This window comes from Streptomyces sp. IBSNAI002, assembly GCF_052244475.1.
Taxonomy (GTDB): Bacteria; Actinomycetota; Actinomycetes; order Streptomycetales; family Streptomycetaceae; genus Streptomyces.
The window spans coordinates 7,350,622-7,372,886 of sequence record NZ_JBQPXG010000002.1; the positions used below are offsets into that span (position 1 = coordinate 7,350,622).

A 22,265-nucleotide genomic window follows, 5' to 3' on the forward strand; every position below is an offset into this window, starting at 1 on the left:
CGGCAGGGGTGACGACGGAGTGCGGGGGCCTGCGGGCAGGCCGGGTGCGGCTGCGCGGGGCGGCGGGGCCGGGTCCGGGGCCGCCCCGGGCACGGAACTAGGCCGCGGGGGCCGGGGGGACCGCGGGGGTCAGGTCGGCGGGGGCCGGGCCGGGGCCCTCGTCGTCGCGTTCCTCGCGGGGGAGGGCGGCCTTGCGCAGGCCCGGTACGGTCACGGCCACGGCCAGGGCGGCCACGGCGCACACCGCGCCGTTGACGACGGCGGCCCCGCCGGGGCTGAACCAGCGGGCGAGGGCGGCGACTTCGACGTCGCCGACGACGCCGCCGGTGGTGCCTTGTGTGGTGATGACGCTGACGATGCGGCCGCGCAGCCGGTCCGGGGTGTTGTGCTGGACGAGGGCGTACTCGAGGATCTCGTACACGGTTCCGGCGGCCCCGCACACGGCGAGCAGGACGAAGGCGACCCAGACGTGGCCGCTGAGTCCGAAGCCCGCGGTGGCCAGACCGCCGACGAGGGCGGCGCCGAGCAGGAGCCGGCCGGGCCGGGCGGCCCGAGTCAGCCAGCCGCTGGTGGCCGAGACGGCGACCGCGCCGACCGCCGGGGCGGTGTACAGGAGGCCGAGCATGACCTCGCTGCCGTGGAACTGACGGTCCACCATCTCGGGGAACAGCACGACCGGCACGTTGAACAGGGCCATGACCCCGCCGAGCAGGAGCAGTCCGCCGACGACGCGGTGGCGCAGGGCGTACCGGAAGGCGACGAGCAGCGATCCGTTGTCGGCGGCGCCGTCCGTGCCGTCCTCGTCCTCCTGCCCGTTTTCGTCCCCGTGGTCCTTGCCCGGCGGCAGCGGCCTGATCCGGGCGATCAGGAGGGTGGTGACGGCCGTGGTGACGGCGGTGAAGGCGAAGACCGGGCCCGGACCCCACAGGGCGAGGAGGACGCCGCCGAGGAAGGGGGCGCTGATGGAGCCGATCTCGCCGGTGAGCGAGATCAGCGCGCCCGCGGCGGGGAGTTGGTCGGGGCGTACGAGCGTGGGGGCGACGGCCATCAGGGCCGTCACGCTGACGCCCGTGGCCAGGCCGTCCCACGCGACGCACAGGTAGATGCCCCACAGGGTCGGCTCGGGGAGCATCGCGTTCACGGCGAGGCCGGCGAAGGCGAGCGCGGCGGCGCCGCGGGCGCACACGATCAGGCGCCTGCGGTCGGTCCGGTCGGCCATCACGCCGCCCCAGAGCGAACCGAGCAGCACGGTGACGCTCATGATCGTGCTGGCGACGGCGACGTCGAAGCTCGAGCGCGTCAGTCCGTACACCTGGGCGGACAGGGCCACCGTCGCCATGCCGAGGCCGAACAGCGACACCACGCGGGCGATGAAGATCGCGCGGAAGTCGCGGCTGGTGCGCAGGGGTTCGATGTCTATGACGAAGTCACGCAAGGGCACGGAGGGCTCCGGGGCGGGCAGGTGCGGGGGAGGAGGGGGTCAGGGTGCGACGGTGAGCAGATCGGCCCACTGGCGCAGGGTGGGCCGTTCGGCGAGGTCCACGAAGGTGATCCGGGCGCCTTCGGCCCGCCATTTCTCGACGAGTGACATCAGCCGGATCGAGTCGAGGCCCTGGTCCAGGAGGTCCTCCTCCAGGGAGACGTCGGAGGGCTCGGTGTAGAGCACGTCGGCGACGTCGCGGACCAGGCGGTCGAGCGTGAACGGCGGGGATGCGGGCATGGAGCGACTCTCCTTGGGGTCGGCCACCCTCGGCTTTTTAGGTAAGCCTTACCTAACTAGCTGGAAGGGTGCGCGTCAAGCCGGGCGTCATGGGTGCCCGGCGCCTGCTTCGGTCAACTGACCCTGGTTCGCCATGCGTTGGGCGCAGGGTCTGGATTGCAGGTCAACTTAGGGAAGGCTAACCTAATTTTGTGATTACTGCCGCCACGCCCCGTCCGCCGGTCCACGGCGCGGACGACCCCGCGCCGCTGGTCCGCAGGGCCCGCCCCCAGGACGCCCCGGCCCTCCACGCGCTCTCCCTGGCCTTCGTCCGCTCCGGTGCCCTCAGGCCCCGCAGCATCGACCACTACCGGGCGCACGCCCGGGAGTTCATCCTCGTGACCGGCCGCGGCCGGTCCCCGGTGCGGGGCTGTCTCGCCCTCAGCGACGAGGGGGGCGGGGCCGCCGTGCTCTACAACTTCTGCGTCGACCGGAGAAGCCAGGGGCAGGGCCTGGGCGCCACGCTGCTGCGTGCCGCCTTCGCCGAGGCGAGGGGCCGCTCGGTGCGGGAGGTCTTCACCGCGACCGTCGGCGGCGCGGCCCTGTTCCGGCGGCACGGCTTCGCGCCGGCCGGCCCGGGACGTGCGCCCGCCGCCTGGGCGGCGGCGCTGGACCCCGCCCGCGGCTCCGAGGTGCTCTCGCGCCGGCTCTGAACCGTACGGTCCGCACACGACCGGGGCCGGGCCGGAGCTGATGCTCCGGCCCGGCCCCGCGTGTACGGCCGGGTGCCGCCGGTCAGCCCCTGGCGGCGAGGCTGGCCGGCCGCATGTCGGTCCAGTGGGTGTCCGTGTACGCGGCGCAGCCCTGACGGCTGTCCTCGCCGTGCACCACGGTCCAGCCCGCGGGGACCTCCGCGAAGGCGGGCCAGAGCGAGTGCTGGTTCTCGGCGTTCACGAGGACGAAGTAGCGGGCGTCGTCGTCCTCGAAGGGGTTGGTGGTGGCCATGGAGTCTCTCCTCGGGTGGTGACCGGGCCGGTCGGTGCGGGGGTGGGGTGGGCGGGGTGGGGCGGGGTGGAGGGGGTCAGCGGTGGGCGGGGACGCCGTCCGCGGCGGCCGCCGCCTCGGCCGCCAGGGTGCTCCGTACCTCGCGCTCGGCGACGCGCAGCAGCAGGGAGTCGCAGATCTCCCCCGAGCGCACGGCGAGCGTGGACAGCAGGGAGGCGGTGATGCCGTGGGTGTGCTCGGCGGCGGCGCCCTGGACGTAGATGCCGGCCCGGACGCGGCCGGTGGTCTCCACCCGGTGGTCGCGGCCGACGCGCAGCCGCCCCTGCCCGTCCGTGAGGCACTCGCCGGCCAGGTCTCCGAGCAGCTCCGCCGGGTCCGTGGGGCGATAGCCGGTGGCCAGTACCACCGCGTCGCAGTCGAGGGTCTGTGTCTCTCCCGTGGTGAGGGAGCGCACCACGGCCCGGGCCCCGTCGGGGAGTTCCTCCACGGAGGTGAGGGCGGTGGTGTTCAGGACGCGCAGCCGTTCGGTGCCCGCGACCTTCTCCTGGTAGACGGTCCGGTACAGGTGCTCGATCAGATCGCCGTCCACCACCGCGTAGTTCGTGTTGGCGTGGTATCCGATCAGCTGCTGCTTGACCTCCTCAGGAGCCTGGTAGAACTCGTCCACGGCGGCCGGGTCGAAGATCCGGTTGGCGAACGGGGAGTCGTCGGCGGGGCTGTACCCGTAGCGGGTGAACACCGCGCAGACCTCGGCGTCCGGGAACGTGCGGTGCAGGTGGTCGGCGGTCTCCGCGGCCGACTGTCCGGCGCCGACGACGACGAAGCGGCGGTGCGGGCGGTCGGTCAGTCCCGGGGCGCGGTGCAGCAGGTCGCGGTTGTGCCAGATGCGCGGGCCGGTGCTGATCCCGTCCGGGACGTGGGGGCGCAGCCCGGTCCCGAGGACGAGGTTGCGGGTGCGGGTGACGCGCCGCGGCCCGGCCCCGGACGCCGGCCGGGTGATGACGTCCAGGTGGTCCGCGTCGTCCCCGGAGCCGGCCGGCCGCACCTCGACGGCCTCGGTGCCGTAGTCGACCTGCCCGGTGAAGGAGGCGGCGCACCAGCGGAAGTAGTCGTGGAATTCGAGGCGGGTGGGGAAAAAGGTCTTCTGGTTGATGAAATCGGCCAGCCGGTCCCGCTCCTGCAGGTAGTGCAGGAAGCTGAAGGGGCTTCCCGGATTGCGCATCGTCACCAGGTCCTTCAGGAAGGACACCTGCATGGTGGCCCCTTCGAGGAGCATGCCCTGGTGCCAGCCGAAGTCCTCCTGGCGCTCGATGAAGGAGGCCCGGATCTCCTCGCCGGAGGCTCGTCGGCCGTTGTGCTCCCGGATCGCTATCGCCAGGGCGAGGTTGGCCGGCCCGAAGCCGATGCCGACCAGGTCCCTGCTGTCCGGGAGAGCGTCCCCGGGTGTGGAGCTCGCGTGCGGTGCGGACATGCCCATCCTTCCTCAGTCCTACCCTTTTTGGTTAGGTAAGGCTGGCCTAACATCTCCGACAGTTCGGAGACTGTCAAGTTGGACCCGAGATGGCCTGACGCAAGATCAATCCGCAGCGCCGTCGCGGAGGTTGGGTACGCGTGTTCAGGGGAGGAGGTGTTCCGGCCCCGGCGGACCGTCCGGCACCACCGTGGTGCCGGTGCGCGCGTCGGTGAAGACGTCCCGCACCAGGGCGTGCGGAATCCTGCCGTCCAGTACGTGTGCCATCCGGACCCCGGAGCGCACCGCACGCAGGCAGCCCTCCATTTTGGGCGCCATGCCGCCCGCCATCGAGGGCATCAGTTTCTCCAGCTCGCAGGCCGTGAGACGGTCGATGATCCGCGTGCTGTGCGGCCAGTCCGCGTAGAGGCCGGCGACGTCGGTGAGCATCACGAGTTTCTCCGCGTCCAGCGCCTCGGCGAGGGCGGCGGCGGCGAGGTCCGCGTTGACGTTGTAGACGTTCGTGTCGTGCGCTCCCCGGGCGATGGGGGAGACCACCGGGATGCGCCCCCGGTCCAACAGGCCCCGCACGGTGCCGGGATCGACGTGGACCACGTCACCGACCAGGCCGATGTCCACCTCCGTGCCGTCCACGACGGCCGGCCGGCGGACGGCGGACAGGGTGCGCGCGTCCTCGCCGGTCATCCCCACGGCGAAGGCGCCGTGGTGGTTGATGAGTCCGACGATGTCCCGTTGGACCTGGCCGGCCAGCACCATCCGGACGACCTGCATGACCTCGGGGGTGGTCACCCGCAGTCCGGCGGCGAACCGGACCTCCAGGGTGAGCCGTTCGAGCATCGCGCTGATCTGCGGGCCGCCGCCGTGCACGACGACCGGCCGCAGGCCCGCGCGCAGCAGGGAGACCACGTCCTGGGCGAAGGCCGCCTTGAGTTCTTCGCTGACCATGGCGTTGCCGCCGAACTTGACCACGACCGTGCGGCCTTGGAACCGCTCCAGCCACGGCAGGGCTGCTGTCATCAGGCTTCCAGTTCGTCGATGAGGGTCGCGGTGGTGCGTACGACGGCGCCGCGGGCGGCCGTCCAGCGCAGGGCGAGCGCGTGCTCTTCCGCTGAGGTGTCGGCCACCGCGTCGGCGACCACGAATGGCTGGATGTCGTTCATGAAGGCGTCCGCCGCGGTGAGCAGGACGCCCGAGTGGGCGAACACCCCGCACAGGATCAGCTGGTCGCGGCCGGTGGTGCGCAGGATGCGCTCCAGGTGGCTGCGCAGGAAGGCGTTGTGCCGCACGTTGGTGATGACGTGCTCGCCCCGGCGGGGGGTCAGCTCCCCGGTGATCGACACGTCGCGGTCCGGTGCGGTCCGCTCGGTGTCCATCTCGGCCGCGAGGCCCCGCTGTTCGGGGCGCTCGGCCGGCGGCTCCGTGCTGAAGACGACCGGGAGGTCCAGCCGTCGTGCGGCGCGGCGCAGCGCGGAGATGTTGCCGATCAGGTCCACGAGGGGCGGGAGGCCGCGGGGGAAGGGATGGAGCAGGTGGTTCTGCATGTCGTGGATGAGCAGGGCGGCCCGGTCGGGGTCGACGGACCACGGAGCCGCGGACCGCGGCACGGCGTTCTGGGTCGGCATGGGGTAGGGGTCGATGGTCGCAGGGCCCACGGCTGGATCTCCTCGGTACCGGCGCTTCGAAGGGCACCGGTGGTGAACGGGCGCGCGAAGCACGACGAGGGCCGGAGGATGCTCCACCCCCTCACGTGTTACTTAGCTTAGCCTAACCTAAGTAGTCCGTTCGAGGGTGTGGCGCGGTCCGTCGGATCCGGCATTCACGATGATCGCCTGCTCAGTCGCGGCGCGCGGTGTTTTCGCCCAACCCGCCAGCGGAATCGTCCGGTTGGCTGCACGGGGACAGGATGGGATCGTCGAGCTGCACGATCCGGTACTCGGTGCGGCGGGCCGTGGCGCCGAGGCGTCTGCGCCGCCGGCCCGCGCCGGCCCTGGCCGTACGGGCCCGCTGGGCCGCCGCGATCAGGGCCGCCACGGGCGGGACCTCGGTGCGCAGGCGGTTGAACCCGCGGATGGAGATCCCGACGAGGCTCGCCGCGGCCGGCCCGGTGGCGCCCTTGCGGATCGCGTTCAGGATGAGTTGCAGTGCGGCGGGAGTCGGCGCCGACCCCGGTCTCAGGCCGTGTGCCTCGGCCAGTGCGTGCGCGGCGCGGAGCGCGCCGGCGAAGCTGGCGTCGATGTCGAGCCACTCGCGCAAGGTGCGCTCGGGGACGCCCGCCGCGGCCGCGCACCCGGGGATGGTCAGTCCCTGGGCCGCCCCGCGGAGGGCGTCCGCCATCCGGGCGAGCGTCTCCTCGCGCTGGCTGGGCGAGCGGCGCAACGCTTCGCGCAATGCCTGGTCGACCTCCTCCTGGGAGCTCATCCAGGCCAGTACCCCGTCGGCCCACTCGTCCTGTTGTGCTTGGTGCCGTGCTTTGTCCTGCATCCCCACACCCCCCACTATTAGGTAAGCCTAACCTAAGAATGGGCCGGATGGGGAGATATGTGCCTCAGTCCCGGCCGTCCGTGCGGCCGGTCTGCCCGGTGGCTCGCAGCCGGGCCACCGCGTAGGCCGGAGCGCCGAGGGTCAGCAGCCGGAACAGGCCCGCGGCCGCCCGGTGGCCGATGCCGATGCGCTCCATCACCCGGTGGTCGCCGAGCCATTCCCAGCCGGGTGCCGCCGCGGCGAGTCCGCGGCCGCCCCGGACGCCGGAGCGGAACCGCGCCCCCGTCGCCTTGGTGATGGGGTGCCGTCCGCTGAGCGCCACCCTCGGGTGGAAGTAGTCCGCCACCAGCTCGGCGGCGGGGAAGGCGGAGCGGCAGGAGGCGAGGAAGTCCCGCAGGCCGGCGGGGTCAAGGTACATCAGGACGCCCTCGGCCAGGACCAGTACGTCGCGCCGTTCCCCGACGAGGGGCAGGAGCCGCTCCGCCCAGCCGGGCTCGGTGATCGAGGCGGGGAACACCCGGGCGCGGTCCCGCGGCAGCAGCCCGGCCCGCAGCTCCACCACGTCGGGCAGGTCGACGCCGAGCCAGGTGACGGAAGGGGGCAGCGCCGCGGCGAGCTGCTCGGCGCGGGTGTCGAGCCCGATGCCCGCCGAGACGACCACCGCATCGGGGTGCGCCCGGCAGAACGCCGCGGTCAACTCGTCGAAGACGATGGCCCGGTGGACCGAGCCGACCGCGTTGCCCCGGTCGGTCAGCACCTCGGACGGACGGTATCCGGTCGAGGCCAGTACGGCGGCGGCCGCCGGGTCGCGGAACGCGGTTCCCGGGAGGAGTTCGGCGGCGTGGGCCCGGCCGTAGAGGGGGGTCAGCAGGGTCATGGCCACACCGCTCAGGCCATGGGCGGCGGAGCCGCCCTCGGAAGGTGTCGACATGTGCGTGGGCTCCTGGTTTCGGTCGGCGCGGACTCAGCCGCGGTGGAAGACGACTTCCGGGTCGGCCGCCGCCGGGCCGTCCAGCCGCGGCGCCGGCAGTCCGCGCAGGTGCAGGTCGAAGAAGTCGCCGGCGTACGCCCGTGTGATCTGCTGGGAACGGGTGCCCGACAGGGGCGTCTCCGGGTGCGCGTAGCCCGCCTGGTCGCCGAGCACCGGCCAGTCGGTGAAGGCGGGATGCCCGGCTCCCGTGACGGTCAGCCAGCGCTTCCAGCCGTCCAGCCGGGGCCAGTTGTCCTCCCACGAGGTGTCGGGGAAGTCGGGCGGCAGGAGGGCCGGATCGCCGGCGAGCATCAGGAACGGCCGTCCGCCGAGGCCGCTTCGGGGGATCGGGGTGAAGAAGGTGCCGTCCATGTTGACCCCGGCGTCCACGCGCGGATCCGCCTCCATCGTGGCCGAGGCCGCCGCGCCGCCGATGGAGTGGCCGGCCATGCCGATGCGCCGGGAGTCGATCAGCCAGGAGTACCGCCACGCGGCGCGCGGGCCGGTGAGCCGGTCCAGCAGGAAGGAGGCGTCACGGGCCCGGCCTTCGGAGACCCGGTGCAGCGACCCGTCGGGGAACACCTGCTCGCAGGCCGTGCAGCCGAGGATCCGCCCGCCGGGGAAGACGGTGCCGTCGGACTCGTACGCGTGGTCCACCGCGGCCACGACGTACCCCCGGGAGGCGAGTTCCTCCGCCAGGGTGCTCAGCGAGGCGCGCGGCAGGGTGAATCCGGGCGAGAGCACGATCAGCGGGTAGCGGTGCGCCGAGGGCCGGGGCCATGCGTCCTGGCGCGCGTGCGTGCGGGTGGCCGCGACCTGCTCGGGGGTGACGTACCGGCCGAGTTCGCCCCGGTCGGTCAGCAGCGCCTTGGCCTCGGGAACGGCCATATAGGGGGCGGGGATTCCGGTGCGGGCGAGCGCCGGGTAGTACAGCGACAGCAGTAACTCCCGGTCGGCCGTGGGTATCCACGGATCCTTGCGTTCCCGGTCCACCAGGTGGAGGGTGTCGCGTCCGACCGGGAAGTCGCCGGTGGGGCGGGGCAGTTCGAGTCGGGCCGGGCCCGGTGGAGCGGTCGAGGCCAGGGCGGGGGCCGGAAGCGCGCCGGGTACGGCGAGGGCCAGGCCGGCCGCCACGGCCGCCAGCACGCGGATGATCTTCTTCATGCTGACACCCTAGATTATTTAGGCAAGGCTTACCTAAGTTCCATGGGATGTCGTCGAGTTGGACGGGTGCCCCCGGAGGGCGGTCGCCTCCGTACCCGTCGTCACGAGGGCGGAGTTCGCCGCGGAGGAGCTCGGCGGCCGGGAGATCTCCGAGGCCGTGGGCGGGGCCGCGCATGCGGGCCCCCCGCTCTACACGCTGGACACCGAGGCGCTCGCCGCGCTCGCACCGGAGCTCGTGCTCGCCCACGTCCTGCACGGCGTCCGGGCGGGCGGGCCGGTGAGCGGGGCCGAGGCCCGCCGGCTGGAGTGAGGCTCCGGGGGCGAGGACCGGCCATATCAGTGGCGGAATATATACCTTAATTGGATCACGACATCGTGCTTGGATGGCGCCGCGCCGTAATTCGTTTACAGGTGAACGGTTTTGACGGACCAGCGGTAACTCCTCGAAGCGTCCAGGTTACGGAGGAGCGAGAAAAAGCCGACGGGCGTTAAATCGGGCATCCTCTGGCTCGACTTCCACAAGATCCGTTATGTAGTGTTCCAGTTATTCACCGCCCAACGGGGGCGGAACGGCAATGCGGGCTTGGTCCGGACTATTTCCGGCGTGTGACGGGCCCCGCGGAACCGGGAGACCATCGCCCCCGCCACGCTCCCTACAGGGGGAATGGGTGTCCCGACACGGGGGATCAGTCATCCGGTTCCAGCTTCTGGGGCCCTTGAGCATTGCGCACGGCCCTGAAACCGTCGTTCTCAAACCGTCCAAGCCGACCAGTCTTCTCGCCGCACTTCTGCTCCATCCCGGCACCGTGGTGTCGACCGCCTACCTGCTGCGCGCCGTATGGGACGAGGAACCGCCCGCCACGGCCCGCGCGGCACTGCAGACGTGTGTCCTGCGGCTGCGCCGGCTTTTCGCGAAGTACGGAATATCGGCGACCACCATCGAGGCCGTTCCCGGCGGATACCGGATGCACAACGACACCGAGACCCTCGACCTCGTGCTCTTCCGGACGCTCACGGCCCAGGCCGGGACGGCGGCCGGCCCGGGGGAGGAGCTGTACCGGCTCCGGGAGGCCCTGTCGCTCTGGCAGGGGCAGCCCCTCGCCAACGTGGCCTCGCGCATGCTCCAGCAGGACGCGGTGCCCGCCCTCGAACAGGAGCGGCTGCGCGTGCTGGAACGGGTCTGCGACCTCGAACTGGCCGCCGGGAACTGCCATCAGGTCCTGGTCGACCTGTACGAGAGCGCCCGCCGGCACCCGGTGCGCGAACGCTTTACCGAGCAGCTCATCGAGGCGCTCTACCGCACCGGGCGGCAGGCCGAGGCGCTCGCCGAATACCGCACCGTACGCGACCGGCTGCGCGACGAGCTGGGCATCGACCCGGGCCCGGGACTGCGCCGTCTGGAACTGGCCATCCTGCGGGCCGAGGACCTGGCACCCGCCCCGCCCGAAGCCACGCCGCGGGCGCCGGCCGCGCGGGCCGTGACCTCGCGGGCCGCGACCGCCGGCGAGGTCCCCGCGCTGCCTCCCGGCGCCGCGGCCCCGGCCCGGCCGGCCCGCGCGGTCCTGCCCGTTCCCGCCTTCGCCGGGCGCGAGGGCGACCGCAGGGCCATGGCCGCACGGCTGACCTCCGCCGACGGGCCGCGCCTGGTCGTCGTCTCGGGGGCGCCGGGCATCGGGAAGTCGGCACTGGCCCGCCAGACCGCCCACGAGGTGCAGGACTCCTTCCCCGGCGGGGTGTTCACCCTCCAGCTGGCCCGGCCTGACGGGACCGCGGTCGGCGTCGAGGAGGCGGCCGGGCTGCTGCCGGAGCCCGGCGCGGACCGGCGGCTGATCGTCCTGGACGGTGCGGCCGGCGCCTGGCAGGTGCTGCCGCTGCTGCCCGCGGCTGAGGACGCCTCCGTCCTCGTCACCAGCAGACGCGGCCTGGCCGCGGTCGTCGCCACGCACGGCGGCGCCGTGCACCGGCTCGACGTACTGCGGTCCGCCGAGGCGTACGCGCTGCTCGCCGGGCTCGTGGGCACCGAGCGGATCGCGGCCGAACCGGCCGCCGCCCGGGAGCTGGCCTCCGTATGCGGGCACTTCCCGCTCGCACTGCGGATCGCCGCGGGACGGCTGCTGACCCGGCCCGGCCTGTCGGTCGCGGACTGCGCGGCCTGGCTCGCGGAGGATCCCCCCGCGCGCCTCGCCCTCGCGGAGGAGGCCCGGCTCTCGGTGCCCGACGTGCTGGGGCGGGCGCTCGACGCACTGCCCGCGGAGCTGCGGGCGGCGTTCCTGCGGCTGGGCGCGCACGCGGCGGACGAGGACCTGTCGGCGCAGGAGAGCGAATCGATTCTCGAACAGCTGGTGGAATCGGGGTTGTTGGAGGACGGGCCGCCCGGTCCTTACCGCCTCCACGACTTCCTCCGCATCTACGCGCGTTGGCATGTCCGGACGCACGCGACGGCCGCCGCGGCCGCACCGCACTGACCCGACCCACCTGCCTCACCCGTCCCCCTCATTCCGCTCCCCTCCCCGCTCCAGGCTTCCTCCCCGATCCCGCCCAGACCGCACCCAGGGGTGTTCCCATGGCTCACGCCAGCTACCAAGCCGTTGCCGCGACCCGTCCCCGGATCCGCAGGGACGTGCTGTTCACCGAGACGCCGGACGGCGTGCTGTTCCACAACGCGGACGGCGGCTTCCGCCTCACGGCCAAGTCCGCGTACCGGTTCGCCACGGTGATCGTCCCCCACCTCACCGGCGAGCACACGGTCGCCGAGCTGTGCCGCGGCCTCGGCGAAGCACAGCGGACGATGGTCGGCGAACTCGTCCGGACCCTGTACGAACGGGACTTCGCGCGTCCCGTCACCGACCCCGACGGGTCCGCCGGAGAGCAGCCGGCGCCCGCTCCGGACGTGGCCCGCCGCTACGCCCCGCAGATCGCCTACGCCGACCACTACTCCGACGACGCGGAGGCACGGTTCCTGCGCTTCCGGGAGACCCGGGTGGCCGTACTCGGCGAGGACGACGTGGCCCGCTGGTGCGCGTCGAGCCTCATACGCAACGGCTGCGCGGCCATCGGCGTGACCACAGGCACCGGCGCCGCCCCCGGTACCCCGGATCTCGAAGCGGAGGCCGCGGAAGCCGTCGCCGACGGCTGCCCGGTCGAGCTGCGCGTCCTGCCCTCGCCCGCCGGCCGGGAGCCCTCCTGGTCCGACCTGGACGGCTACGACCTCGTGGTCGTCACCGGCGGCCGCGGCGCCCCCGCCCGGCTGCTGCCGCTGCTGCGCGCCGGGATCCCGGACGGCCGCACCCTGCTGCCCGCCTGGACCTACGGATCCGACGCCGTGACCGGTCCCCTGATGACGCACGGCACCCCCGGCTGCTGGGCCTGCGCCGCCCTCCGCCTCGGTGCGGCCGCCGGCCGGGACACCGCGCCCGCGGCCGAGCTGTGGAGCGCGCTCGCCCTGCCCGGCAGCCCTCCGGCGGCCGGCCCCGAGCCCGGGCGGCCGCTGGCCGCGATGATCGGCAACCTCCTGGGGTACGAGGTCTTCCGCACGGCCTCGCGCTCCCTGCCCGCCGAGACCGCGGGCCAGGTGATCGTGCAGGACATGGCCTCGCTGGACGTCACGGCGGAGCCGCTGCTCGCGCACCCGCGGTGCCCGTTCTGCGCCCCGGGCGAGGAGGAGGCGCGGGAACAGCCGGCGCCCGTGGACCTCTCCGCGGCGGGCACGTCCGGCGCGCCCGCGCTGCCCACCCTGGAGACCGCCCGCGAAGCGGACGCCCTCGTGGAGGAGCTGAACCGGCGCTCCGCGCTCGTCCGTCCGTACACCGGTGTCTTCACGCGCTACGCGGACGAGCCGCTCACCCAGATCCCCCTCAAGCTGAGCGTGGTCGAACTCGGCACCGGCCACCCGGGCCCCCGCGCGATCGCGGCCTTCGACGTCCACCACGTCGCCGGGGCGCGGATGCGGGCACTGGACGCCGCGGCCCTGGTCTACGCCGAGCACGTGGTCCCCGCGCGGGGTGTCGCCGCCCGGGGCGCGGATGCGGTCGCGGAGGGCTCGCTGACCGTCGCCTCCGGTCTGCCGGGCACGGCCGCGGGCTGGCAGCAGGCCGTCTCGCTCGTCACGAAGGAGCCCGCGCTGGTGCCCGCGGGCGCCGTCCGCCCCTTCGGCCCGCACAACGGCGACCGGCTCTTCGAGCGCACCCGCGCGGGCTCCGGCGCCGGCCCCTCGCCCGCCGACGCGGCTGCCGCGGGCCTGCTGTCCGCCCTCGCCCACGACGCCCTGCTGCGTGCGGTGCGCGGGACCCCGGCCACTGCCGTACCGCTGACGGACGGGACGGACGGGACGGACGGGACGGACGGGACGGCGGGGACGGGCGACGCCGAACTCGTGTTCCTCGTACGGTCGGCGGAGCGCCTCGGGCTCGCCGTCGAGCTGCTCGACCTCGGCGAGGGCGCGCGGTCCGGAGTGCAGGTGCTGCTCGCCCGGGCGGGGGAGCGCTGGGCCGTGGGCGCGGGCCTGGACCGGCGGACGGCGACGGCGGACGCGCTGCGCGACCTGCTGGGCGCCGTGCAGTACGAGCAGGACGACGCCGCCACCGGCGGACCGGCCGACACGGGCGATCCCCTGCTGCCGGACCTCGACGCCCGCACGTTCACGGTGTCCCCCGATGCCGCACCCGCCCCGTCCGGGCCCGAGGACGCGCCCCCGGCCGCCGTCGGCTGGCCCGAGGTGCTGGAGCGGCTGCGGTCGGCGGGCCGTGACGCGTACCTCGTCCCGACCGGGTCCGCGGACCTGGCCTCGGCCGGGCTGCACACCGCCAGAGTGCTGCTCACCACCGCCCTGGAGCCGGGCGATGACCACTGAAACCGCTTCGCTGACGGCAGGTCCCGAGGTCGCCGCCGCGCTCGGAGCGGACGCGGCGGCCCGCTTCACCGCACTGCTGGACCGCGCCCTCGGGGCTCTCGGAGGGCCCCGGGTGACGCTGTCGGCCCTCGGGTCCGCCGACGCCTTCACGCGTCCCGCGCCCGCGCCCGGCACCGGCGACGGCTCGGCCGTGCCCGTGCACCTGTACGGCCACCAGGCGGTCGTGGGGCCGCCCGGCGGCTGCGCCCGGTGTCTGGAACGGCGCTGGCAGGCGGTGCGGTCGGTCGCGCTCCGGGACGCCCTGGAACTCGGCGGCGGTACGCGGGCCGCGGGCTCCTGGCCGTACGCCCACGCCTTCGCCGCCGAGGCGCTGGCGGCCCTGATCACAGCGGCCCGGGAGCCCCGGCCCGCCGGCGCCCCGGTGCGCGACGTCCCGGTGCCCGGCGGCGCCTTCCCCGAAGTCCGGCTGCTGGACCTGCGGACGGGCTCCGTCCGTACGTATCCGCTGGTCCCCGACCCCGAGTGCCCGGTGTGCGGCGCCCCGGGCCGGGACACCGCGGCAGGAGCCGGACTCGAGCTCGCGCCGGCGCCGAAGTACCGGCCCGGGGTCTTCCGCACCCGCCCCGTCGAGTCGTACGCGATCGACGTGGCGGCCTTCGCGAACCCGCTGTGCGGGGCGCTGGGGCCCTCCCTGGTCCAGGACGTCTCCTCCACCTCGACCTCGGCCACCATCGGCTGCTTCTCGATGCGTTCGGGCGAGTACCTGCGCGAGACGTTCTGGGGCGGCCACACGGACTCCTTCGCGCGCAGTGCGCGGGTGGGGGTGCTGGAGGGGCTGGAGCGCTACGCCGGGATGCGGGCCCGGGCCCGGACCACGAACGTCACCGGTTCCCTGAAGCAGTTCGGCGCCGACGCCGTCGACCCGCGCGAGGTCGGCCTGTACAGCGAGGCCTTCCACCGGGAGAACCCGCGCGTGCGCCCCTTCGACCCGGACCGGGAGATCGCCTGGGTGTGGGGCTGGTCGCTGCGCGACCGGGCGCCCCGCCTGGTACCGGAGATCCTGACGTACTATCACGCGCCGGAACTCGAGAACCGGTTCGTGCAGGAGAGCTCCAACGGCTGCGCATCCGGGGGGAGTCAGGCCGAGGCCGTGTACTTCGGTCTGATGGAGGTCGTCGAACGCGACGCCTTCCTGCTCAGCTGGTACGGGCGCCAGCCGCTGCCCGAGATCGACCCGGCGAGCAGCGCCCGGCCGTCGACCCGCGCGATGGTCGACCGGCTGGCGATGTACGGCTACCGGGCCAGGTTCTTCGACACCCGCATCACCTTCCCGATCCCCGTCGTGACGGCGGTGGCCGAGCGCTTCGACGGCGGCCCCGGCCGGATGTGCTTCGGTGCGGGAGCCGGCCTCGACCCGGAGTCGGCCCTGGACTCGGCGCTCTGCGAGATCGCCACGGACGCCGTCAACCTGCCCGGGCGCACCGAGCGCGACGAGGCCCGACTGCGCGCGATGGCCGCAGACTTCGGCCTGGTCACGGCGCTGCACGACCATCCGCTCGTGTACGGGATCCCGGAGATGGGCCGGCACGCGGACTTCCTGCTGCGCAGGCCCGGCCACCAGCTCCCGCGCACCGTGGCCGAACTGCGCTGGCCCGACGGGCGGGGCGCGACCGCGTCCGAGGACGTGCGCACCGATCTGGAGCGGTGCGTGGCGGCGGTGACGGAGCAGGGCTTCGACGTCGTGGTCGTGGACCAGACCATGCCCGAGCAGCGGGCCCTCGGCCTGCACACCGTCAGCGTGCTGGTCCCCGGGCTGCTCCCCATCGACTTCGGATGGACCCGGCAGCGGGCCCTCGGCATGCCGCGCATGCGGACGGCCCTGTACGCCGCCGGGCTGCGCGAGCGCGAGCTGGAGCCCGGCGACCTGAACCAGGCCCCTCACCCCTTCCCCTGACCCCGCCGCCACCGGCGTCCCACCCGAACGCAGGAGGACCCATGGGCTACGCCCATGTCTACGCCCACGAGATCATGCACCGCGGCCGGGTGCCGATGGAGCCCGTCGACTTCGTGCCCGACTGGGCCGACCGGCCCCGCAAGGCCAAGTTCCACCCGGCCGCCGAGACGCTCCCGCTGCCGGCGGCTCCGCCGGGCGGGCTGCCGGGGCGGCCCGCGCCGGGATTCACCCTGCCGCTGCTGTCCGGGATGCTCCTGGACTCGTACGGGCTGACCGGACGGCGTCTCGCGGTCCAGGCCAACACCGACCTGGCCGCGCTGCCGCACTACACGCACGCGAACTGGTCGCGGGGCACCGCCTCCGGCGGCGGGCTCTACCCGGTGGCCGTCCACTGGGCGGCCGGGCCGGGCGGGCCCCTGACACCCGGTCTCTACCACTACGCGCCGCACCAGCACGGACTGCGACGCCTGCTCACGGGAGACGTCACCGGGCAGGTCCGCGAGGCCCTCGGCGCCGCGGCGGGTGAGGCGGCGCGGGCCACCCAGTACCTCGTCCTCAGCGTCAAGTACTGGCAGAACGCCTTCAAGTACAACAGCTTCTCCTTCCACGCCGTGAGCATGGACGTGGGCGCACTCGTGCAGACCTGGCGCCTGTGGGCGGCGCAGTACGGGCTGCGGATCGACCCGGTGCTGTGGTTCGACGAGGACCGCCTGGCCCGGCTGCTGGGCGTGGCCCCCGAGGAGGAGGGCGTCTTCGCCGTCGTGCCGCTGACCTGGGAGGGCGCGCCGGCGCCCGGGGACAGCGGGACCGACGACGCCGCCGCCGCGCACGCCGCCGCCCCGGATGCCGCCGCCGTCCGGCACCGGGACGTCGAACGCTCCCGCCGGGTCCTCGTCTTCGAGACGCTGCTGCGCATCCACGAGGCCACCGCCGGCCGGGCCGCCGACCGCCCGGCACCCGGCGCGCTGGACACCGCCGCCGCGTTCCCGCCCCGGGGCGCCGATCCGCTGCCGCTCCCGGAGCCGCCCGCGCCGCCCGTCACGGCCGGGCGGGCCCTGCGCGAACGCCGCAGCAGTTTCGGCCGGTTCGACGCCTCCCGCCCGGTCACCGCCGGGGAGCTCGCCGCCGCGCTCGCCGACTGTGCGGCCACCGGCTACGGCACGGAGGCCGAGCGCCCGGGCGGCCCGCCGCTCACCGCGCTGTACGCCTTCGTCAACCACGTCGAGGGCGTCGCCCCCGGCGCGTACGCCTACGACCCGGCCGCACACACCCTGCGCCCGGTGAAACCGGGCCCGCCCGGCCCCTTCCTCCAGCGCAACTACTTCCTCTCCAACTACAACCTGGAGCAGGCCGGCGCGGTGCTCGTCCCGACCGTCCGCACCACCGCGGTGCTCGACGCCGTGGGCGACCGCGGCTACCGCCTCGTCGGCGGCACCATCGGCGCCGTCGCGCAGACCTTCTACACCACGGCCGCGGCCCTCGGCCTGGGCGCCGGCGTGGCGCTCGGCTTCGACAACATCTCGTACGCCGAGGAGCTGGGACTGGCCGGGAGCGACGAGGCAGCCCTGCTGATCATGCTGCTGGGCCGCGAGCGCCCGCGGCCGGCCGACTTCCGCCACGAAACAGCCTGAAGGGAGCGGACGATGAACACCACCGAGTGGCACGCGGGCGACCGCTTCATGCTGCGGGTCGCGGGACTCCCGCTGTCCGCCGTCGACGATCTGCGCGCCGCGGACACCCGCCGCTGGGCCCGGGACGTGCTCACCGCCGAGGCGGGACTGCACGAGGGCGCCGAACGGCTGGGCGACGTGCTCCACACCGCCGTCGGCGCCACCGACCCGGCTCCGGACGGCCCGGGCGCGGCCCAGCGCCGCGCACTGCTGCGGCTGCGCCGCCAGATCCACAACGGCCGTCTGCCGGGCCGGCCGGACGCCTCGACGGAGACGGCCGTCGAGGCCGTCGCCGCCGTGGACGAGGACGCCGCCGAGCAACTGGCCGGCTGGCTGCACCGGCGCCGGCTGCTGGACAAACTGCTGGCCGAGGGCCCGGCGCTGCTCACCGCGGACCTGGCACGCAACCGGGCCGCCCTGCGGGAACTGGTGGCCGACGACCGGCTGCGGCTCGGCCTGCTGCTGGCCTCTCCGGTCCTCGAAGGACAGCTCGACGGCTACGCGCGCACCGCGGGCGTACCCAACGGGCGGGCCCGCAAGGCCGAGCGGTCGGTCCTGTCGTACGTGTACCGCACGGCGTGCAAGACGAGCCCGTTCAGCACCTTCACCGGCGTCGCGACCGGCCGCTTCACCGACGGCGCCGACGGTGCAGAGGGCGCCGACCGCGCCGACCGTGCCGAAGGCGCAGCGGCCGGCGCGATGCGCGTGGCCGACGTCTGGAGCAGCCACGTACGGCTCAACGTCGTGGTCCTGGCCCGGCTCGCGGAGCTGATCCTGGCCGACCCCGTGCGCCGCCGGGACCTGCCGTTGCGCCTCGCCTCGGGCTGGGGTCACGAGGAGGACCGGATCCGCTACGTCCGCCGTTCGGTCACCGCCGGCGACGACGCGGCCGCCGTCACCTTCGACGCGGTCAAGGACCGGCTGTTCTTCCTGCGCCGCAGCGGCACCCTCGACCGCATCCTCGCCCTGTTCGCCGAACGGCCCGAGCTGCGCCACCGCGAGCTGGCCGACTGGCTGGCCACCGAGCACGCGGCCGACCCCGCCGACTGCGAGGCGTACGTCTCCGCCCTCCTCCAGCTCGGCATGGTGCGCGTGCCCTGCCTGGACACCGAGGTGCACAGCACGGACCCGCTGCGGTCGTTCCAGCAGTCGCTGGCCCTGCTCGAGCGGCCCTGGGCCCACCGGCTCGCCGCCCTGCTCGACGCACCCGCCGCGGCCCTGGCCGGCTACCCGGAGGCGGGCCACGCGGAACGCGCCGGGCTGCTGCGCGTGCTGCGCACCGGACTGCACCGGGCCCAGGAGGAGCTCGGCGCACCGGACGCGGCCCTGCCGCAGACCCTGCTGTACGAGGACGTGAGCGCGGGCCGCGAGCTGCCCTGTCCGCCGGGGGACTGGACGGCGCTGCGCTCGGTCGAGCGGATCCTGCCCGCCTTCGACCTCACGCTGACCCAGCGGATCACCTTCGAGGGGTTCTTCACCGCGCGGTACGGCGCCGGCGGCCGCTGCGAGGACCTGCTGGGGCTGGTGCACGACTTCCACGAGGACTTCTTCGACCAGTACCTGTCGTTCACCGCCCGGCGCAAGCCCTTCGACGAGCGCGGCGAGTACGTGCCGGAGGAGAACTGGCTGGGCCTGCCGGGCATCCGGGCCGTGGACGCGGCGCGCCGCGCCTTCATCGGGCGGATGCGGCAGGCCTGGACGGCGTACGAGGCGGGCGGGGCCCCGGACGCCGGTCCGGCCCTCCTGCGCCTCGACGAGCCCGACCTGGCCGCGGTGGCAGCCGAACTCGGCCCCGTGGCAACGGACTTCGCACCGCGCTGCCACCACCTCCAGTTCGCCCGCGATGCCGCCGACGGCCGCCCCCTGACCGTGCTGAACCGCTCGTACGGCGGGCTGTCCTTCCCCTTCAGCCGCTTCACGCACGTCTACGACGGGCCGGACGCCGGCCTCTCCGGGGAACTGCGGGCCACGGCGGGCCGGGTGAGCCCGCCGGGCGCGGTCTTCGCGGAGGTCACCGGCGGACCGGTCACCACCAACCTCAACCTGCACGGGCGGCTGACGGACTACGAGATCGTCTGCCCCGGCGAGAGCGGCACGCTCCCGCCGGACCGCAGGCTGCACCTGGACGACCTGTACGCCGAACACGTGCCCCGGACCGGGCGGGTGACCCTGCGCTCGCACCGGCTGGGCTGCGAGGTGATCCCCGTCTACCTCGGCTACCTGGTGCCGCTCGCGCTGCCCGCGATCCCGCGCACGCTCCTGCTGCTGTCCCCGTCGTCGATGTCGCCGCTCGACGTGTGGGCGGGGGTACCCGAGGGCGAGGCGCGCGACCACGTCACGACGCGGCCCCGGGTGGTCCACGGCGACGTCGTGCTCAGCCGCCGCAGCTGGACCACCACCGCGGGCCGCCTGCCCGTCCGGGGGGCCCAGGAGGCCGGGCACTTCCTCGACTGGCAGCGCTGGCGGAGCGCCCACGGCCTGCCGGAGCAGGTGTTCGCGACCGTTTCGGCGGGCCGCTCGGCCGCCGGGGCCAAACCGCAGTACGTCGACTTCGCGAGCCTCCTGTCGCTCGCGGCGTTCGAGACGCTGCTGCGCGATCCGGCGCACCGCGTCGTCTTCCGCGAGATGCTCCCCGACCCCGGCGGCCTGCACGTGCACTCGGCGCGCGGCGCGCACGTCGCCGAACTGGCCGTCGAGACCTTCACCACGACCGTTCCAGACCAGGAAGACCAGGAAGGCGGCACCCGATGTCCGAGATGACCCCGTCCACCGGCGCACCGGACCGGACCCGCGGAGACTGGCAGGCCCTGCACGTCTTCTACGCGGCCAACCCGCAGCCCCTGCTGGTGCAGTGCGTCCGGCCGCTGATCGCCGGGCTCACCGCCGACGGGCTGCTCGCCGGGCACTTCTTCATCAACTACTGGCTGGAGGGCCCGCACGTACGGCTGCGGCTGCGCCCGGCCACGCCCGGGGCCGGGCCCGAGGTGCGGCGCCGCGCCGAGGAGGCCGTCGCCGCGTTCCTCAAGGCCCGCCCGGCCCTGTACGAGGTCGATTCCGGATTCCTCAACGAGTTCTACAACACGCTCTTCGACATAGAGTTCCCCGAGGGCGACCGGGCCGCCTTCATGGGCCCCGACGGCCGGATGAACCTGCGGCCGAACAATTCGTATTCCCGGGAACCGTACGAACCCGAATACGGAAAGTACGGCGGCCCGGCGGGCGTGGAACTCGCCGAATGGCATTTTGCCCGCTCCAGCGATCTCGTCATCGACGCCCTGCACCGCATGAACCTGCACCTGCGGACCGTGCTGCTGGGCACCTCCGCCCAGCTGATGATGGTCATGGCGGGCGTCTTCCTTCCCGAGCGCGAGGAACTCGCCGGATATCTCGACCGGTACTACGACTTCTGGCACCGGGCCTTTCCCGGCACCGGATTCATCGGGTCCGAGGAGTACGACCGGACCTACGGGCAGACCGCACCGGGACTCGGCCGCCGCTTCGCCGCCGTACGCGAGGCGCTCGCCTCCGGGGAGACCGGCCGGCTCCCGGCCTTCCTCGCCGGGTGGGCGGAGCACTGCCGGGAGCTGCGCGGGCGCGCCGAGACGCTCGCCGCCGCCGGGGACCTGGTCTTCCGCTCCTGGGACGGCACCCGCGACGAGCGGGTCACGGACCCCGCCGAGGCCCTGCCCCTGCTGCTCTCCCCGTACATGCACATGACCAACAACCGGCTCCACGTCACCATCCGCGACGAGGCGTACCTGGCCCATCTGCTGGGCCGGGTTCTGCGCGAGGGCGAGGTCCCGGCCGGGGGCGCGGCGGTCGGCCCGTGACCGGCTCCCCTCCCGCGCCGGGTCCGGCCGGGCTGCTCGGCCACCGGCCCGCCCTGCGGCCGGAGGTCCTGCTGTCCGCGCCGCTGCTCGACGGGCCGGCGACCGTCCACCTGGTCAAGGACCCGGTGTCCGGAGCGTCGTTCGAGATCGGGCCCAAGGAGTTCTTCCTCGTCTCCCGACTCGACGGCTCCCGCAGCCTGGCGGACATCGGCACCGAGTACGCGCACGCCTTCGGGCGGCGGCTCGGCGAGGGCAACTGGCAGCAGCTGCTGGCCCTGCTCGGCAGCCGCCGGCTGCTCGCCGGCGGCCCGCCGCCGTCCGCGCCCGCGCCGCGCGGCCGGCCGCTGGACGGCACCCTGGCCCGCGGCACGCTGCGCCTGGTCGCGGACGCCGACGCCACCACGGCCCGGCTGCACCGCGCGCTGCGCCCGCTGCTGCACCCCGTGGTGCTCGGGGCGCTGCTCCTGGTCTGCCTGGCCATGGAGGCGGTGCTCGCCGCGTCCCTGACCGAACTCGCGGACGCCTTCGGATGGCTGCTGCGCCGGCCGGCCCCCCTGATGGCGGTCGCCACGCTGCTGTGGCTGAGCACGGCCCTGCACGAGTTCGCGCACGGCATCGCGGCCCGCCATGTCGGCGGAACGGTCGGGGAGATCGGGCTGCGGTGGCGGCTGCCCGTCGCCATCATGTACTGCACCGTCGACAACTACCGCTTCCTGGAGCGGCGTCGGCAGCAGCTCGCCGTCGCCGCCGCGGGCGCCTTCGCCAACCTGCTGTTCCTGCTGCCGTTCTTCGGCTGGTGGGCGGCGCTGCCCGAGGGCGACCCCACCCGGCGGGTACTCGCCGCGCTGCTGCTCCTCGGGAGCGCGCAGGCGCTCGTCAACCTGCTCCCGCTGCCCCCGCTCGACGGGTACACCATGCTCGGCCACGGCCTGCGCGTGACACGGCTGGCACCCGCCAGTTCGGGGTACCTGAGGCTGCGGATGCGCGACCGGAAGGCCGCCGCCGCGTACCCGCCGCGGGCCCGACGGCTCTACCTCGGATACGGCGTCGGCTCCGCCGTACTCGTCCTGCTGCTGACGGCCGGCCTCGCCGGAGCCGTCTGGTACGCCGCCACCACCTGACCCCACGACCCGCACCACCCGCAGGACCGGCGAGACGCCCAGTCCGAAGAC

Annotated in this window: 18 protein-coding genes; 9 read left to right on the plus strand and 9 right to left on the minus strand. The window is 74.2% G+C overall.

Translation table 11 applies throughout. From position 1 onward, the window contains the following. Window positions 1-97 precede the first annotated feature (97 nt). Both entS and ACTVZO_RS34265 read right to left on the minus strand, forming a co-directional pair. Window positions 98-1,441: an enterobactin transporter EntS gene (gene entS, locus ACTVZO_RS34260; RefSeq protein WP_443302023.1), complete on the minus strand. Its 1,344-nt coding sequence runs from the start codon at window positions 1,439-1,441 to the stop codon at window positions 98-100. A gap of 39 nt (window positions 1,442-1,480) precedes the next feature. Then, on the minus strand, window positions 1,481-1,720 hold the full coding sequence (locus ACTVZO_RS34265; RefSeq protein WP_443302024.1) for a phosphopantetheine-binding protein: 240 nt from the start codon (window positions 1,718-1,720) through the stop codon (window positions 1,481-1,483). Window positions 1,721-1,911: 191 nt separating this feature from the next. Between ACTVZO_RS34265 and ACTVZO_RS34270 the strand changes: the two genes are divergently transcribed. Then, the gene (locus ACTVZO_RS34270) at window positions 1,912-2,412 is read left to right on the plus strand and encodes a GNAT family N-acetyltransferase (RefSeq protein WP_443302025.1); all 501 of its coding nucleotides are present in this window, start codon (window positions 1,912-1,914) and stop codon (window positions 2,410-2,412) included. 82 nt (window positions 2,413-2,494) lie between these two features. On the opposite strand, the gene ACTVZO_RS34275 is transcribed toward ACTVZO_RS34270, so the two are convergent. From ACTVZO_RS34275 to ACTVZO_RS34305, 7 genes are all read right to left on the minus strand, one after another. Next, window positions 2,495-2,704 (minus strand): MbtH family protein, encoded by a 210-nt coding sequence (locus ACTVZO_RS34275; RefSeq protein WP_443302026.1) that lies wholly within the window; start codon window positions 2,702-2,704, stop codon window positions 2,495-2,497. 76 nt (window positions 2,705-2,780) lie between these two features. Then, complete coding sequence (locus ACTVZO_RS34280; RefSeq protein WP_443302027.1) at window positions 2,781-4,175, minus strand: lysine N(6)-hydroxylase/L-ornithine N(5)-oxygenase family protein; 1,395 nt, start codon at window positions 4,173-4,175, stop codon at window positions 2,781-2,783. 144 nt (window positions 4,176-4,319) lie between these two features. Next, window positions 4,320-5,192, minus strand: a complete 873-nt coding sequence (argB, locus tag ACTVZO_RS34285; RefSeq protein WP_443302028.1) for an acetylglutamate kinase — start codon at window positions 5,190-5,192, stop codon at window positions 4,320-4,322. Continuing rightward, the gene (locus tag ACTVZO_RS34290) at window positions 5,192-5,827 is read right to left on the minus strand and encodes an isochorismatase family protein (RefSeq protein WP_443302029.1); all 636 of its coding nucleotides are present in this window, start codon (window positions 5,825-5,827) and stop codon (window positions 5,192-5,194) included. Before ACTVZO_RS34290 ends, argB begins: the two co-directional genes overlap by 1 nt. Window positions 5,828-6,008: 181 nt before the next feature. Continuing rightward, window positions 6,009-6,656: a hypothetical protein gene (locus tag ACTVZO_RS34295; RefSeq protein ID WP_443302030.1), complete on the minus strand. Its 648-nt coding sequence runs from the start codon at window positions 6,654-6,656 to the stop codon at window positions 6,009-6,011. 64 nt (window positions 6,657-6,720) lie between these two features. Further along, window positions 6,721-7,587, minus strand: a complete 867-nt coding sequence (locus tag ACTVZO_RS34300) for a class I SAM-dependent methyltransferase (protein WP_443302031.1) — start codon at window positions 7,585-7,587, stop codon at window positions 6,721-6,723. Between the two features lie 33 nt (window positions 7,588-7,620). After that, window positions 7,621-8,790 (minus strand): alpha/beta hydrolase family protein, encoded by a 1,170-nt coding sequence (locus ACTVZO_RS34305; RefSeq protein ID WP_443302032.1) that lies wholly within the window; start codon window positions 8,788-8,790, stop codon window positions 7,621-7,623. A gap of 58 nt (window positions 8,791-8,848) precedes the next feature. Here ACTVZO_RS34305 and ACTVZO_RS34310 point away from each other — a divergent pair, with 58 nt between their 5' ends. From ACTVZO_RS34310 to ACTVZO_RS34345, 8 genes are all read left to right on the plus strand, one after another. After that, on the plus strand, window positions 8,849-9,100 hold the full coding sequence (locus tag ACTVZO_RS34310) for a hypothetical protein (RefSeq protein ID WP_443302033.1): 252 nt from the start codon (window positions 8,849-8,851) through the stop codon (window positions 9,098-9,100). A gap of 406 nt (window positions 9,101-9,506) precedes the next feature. After that, window positions 9,507-11,255, plus strand: coding sequence for a BTAD domain-containing putative transcriptional regulator (locus ACTVZO_RS34315; protein ID WP_443302034.1), 1,749 nt, complete (start codon window positions 9,507-9,509; stop codon window positions 11,253-11,255). Between the two features lie 98 nt (window positions 11,256-11,353). Continuing rightward, entirely contained in the window at window positions 11,354-13,639 is a 2,286-nt protein-coding gene (locus ACTVZO_RS34320) for a TOMM precursor leader peptide-binding protein (protein WP_443302035.1), read from the plus strand. Then, on the plus strand, window positions 13,629-15,593 hold the full coding sequence (locus ACTVZO_RS34325; protein ID WP_443302036.1) for a TOMM precursor leader peptide-binding protein: 1,965 nt from the start codon (window positions 13,629-13,631) through the stop codon (window positions 15,591-15,593). The genes ACTVZO_RS34320 and ACTVZO_RS34325 overlap by 11 nt, the downstream gene beginning before the upstream one ends. Before the next feature lie 41 nt (window positions 15,594-15,634). Next, window positions 15,635-17,224 carry a SagB family peptide dehydrogenase gene (locus tag ACTVZO_RS34330; RefSeq protein ID WP_443302037.1) on the plus strand — a complete coding sequence of 530 codons (1,590 nt, stop codon included), beginning with the start codon at window positions 15,635-15,637 and terminating at the stop codon, window positions 17,222-17,224. A gap of 12 nt (window positions 17,225-17,236) precedes the next feature. Then, window positions 17,237-20,023, plus strand: coding sequence for a lantibiotic dehydratase (locus ACTVZO_RS34335; protein ID WP_443302038.1), 2,787 nt, complete (start codon window positions 17,237-17,239; stop codon window positions 20,021-20,023). Next, complete coding sequence (locus ACTVZO_RS34340; protein ID WP_443303360.1) at window positions 20,020-21,093, plus strand: lantibiotic dehydratase C-terminal domain-containing protein; 1,074 nt, start codon at window positions 20,020-20,022, stop codon at window positions 21,091-21,093. Before ACTVZO_RS34335 ends, ACTVZO_RS34340 begins: the two co-directional genes overlap by 4 nt. Next, window positions 21,090-22,214 (plus strand): peptidase M50, encoded by a 1,125-nt coding sequence (locus tag ACTVZO_RS34345; protein WP_443302039.1) that lies wholly within the window; start codon window positions 21,090-21,092, stop codon window positions 22,212-22,214. The genes ACTVZO_RS34340 and ACTVZO_RS34345 overlap by 4 nt, the downstream gene beginning before the upstream one ends. The last annotated feature ends 51 nt before the right edge of the window (window positions 22,215-22,265 follow it).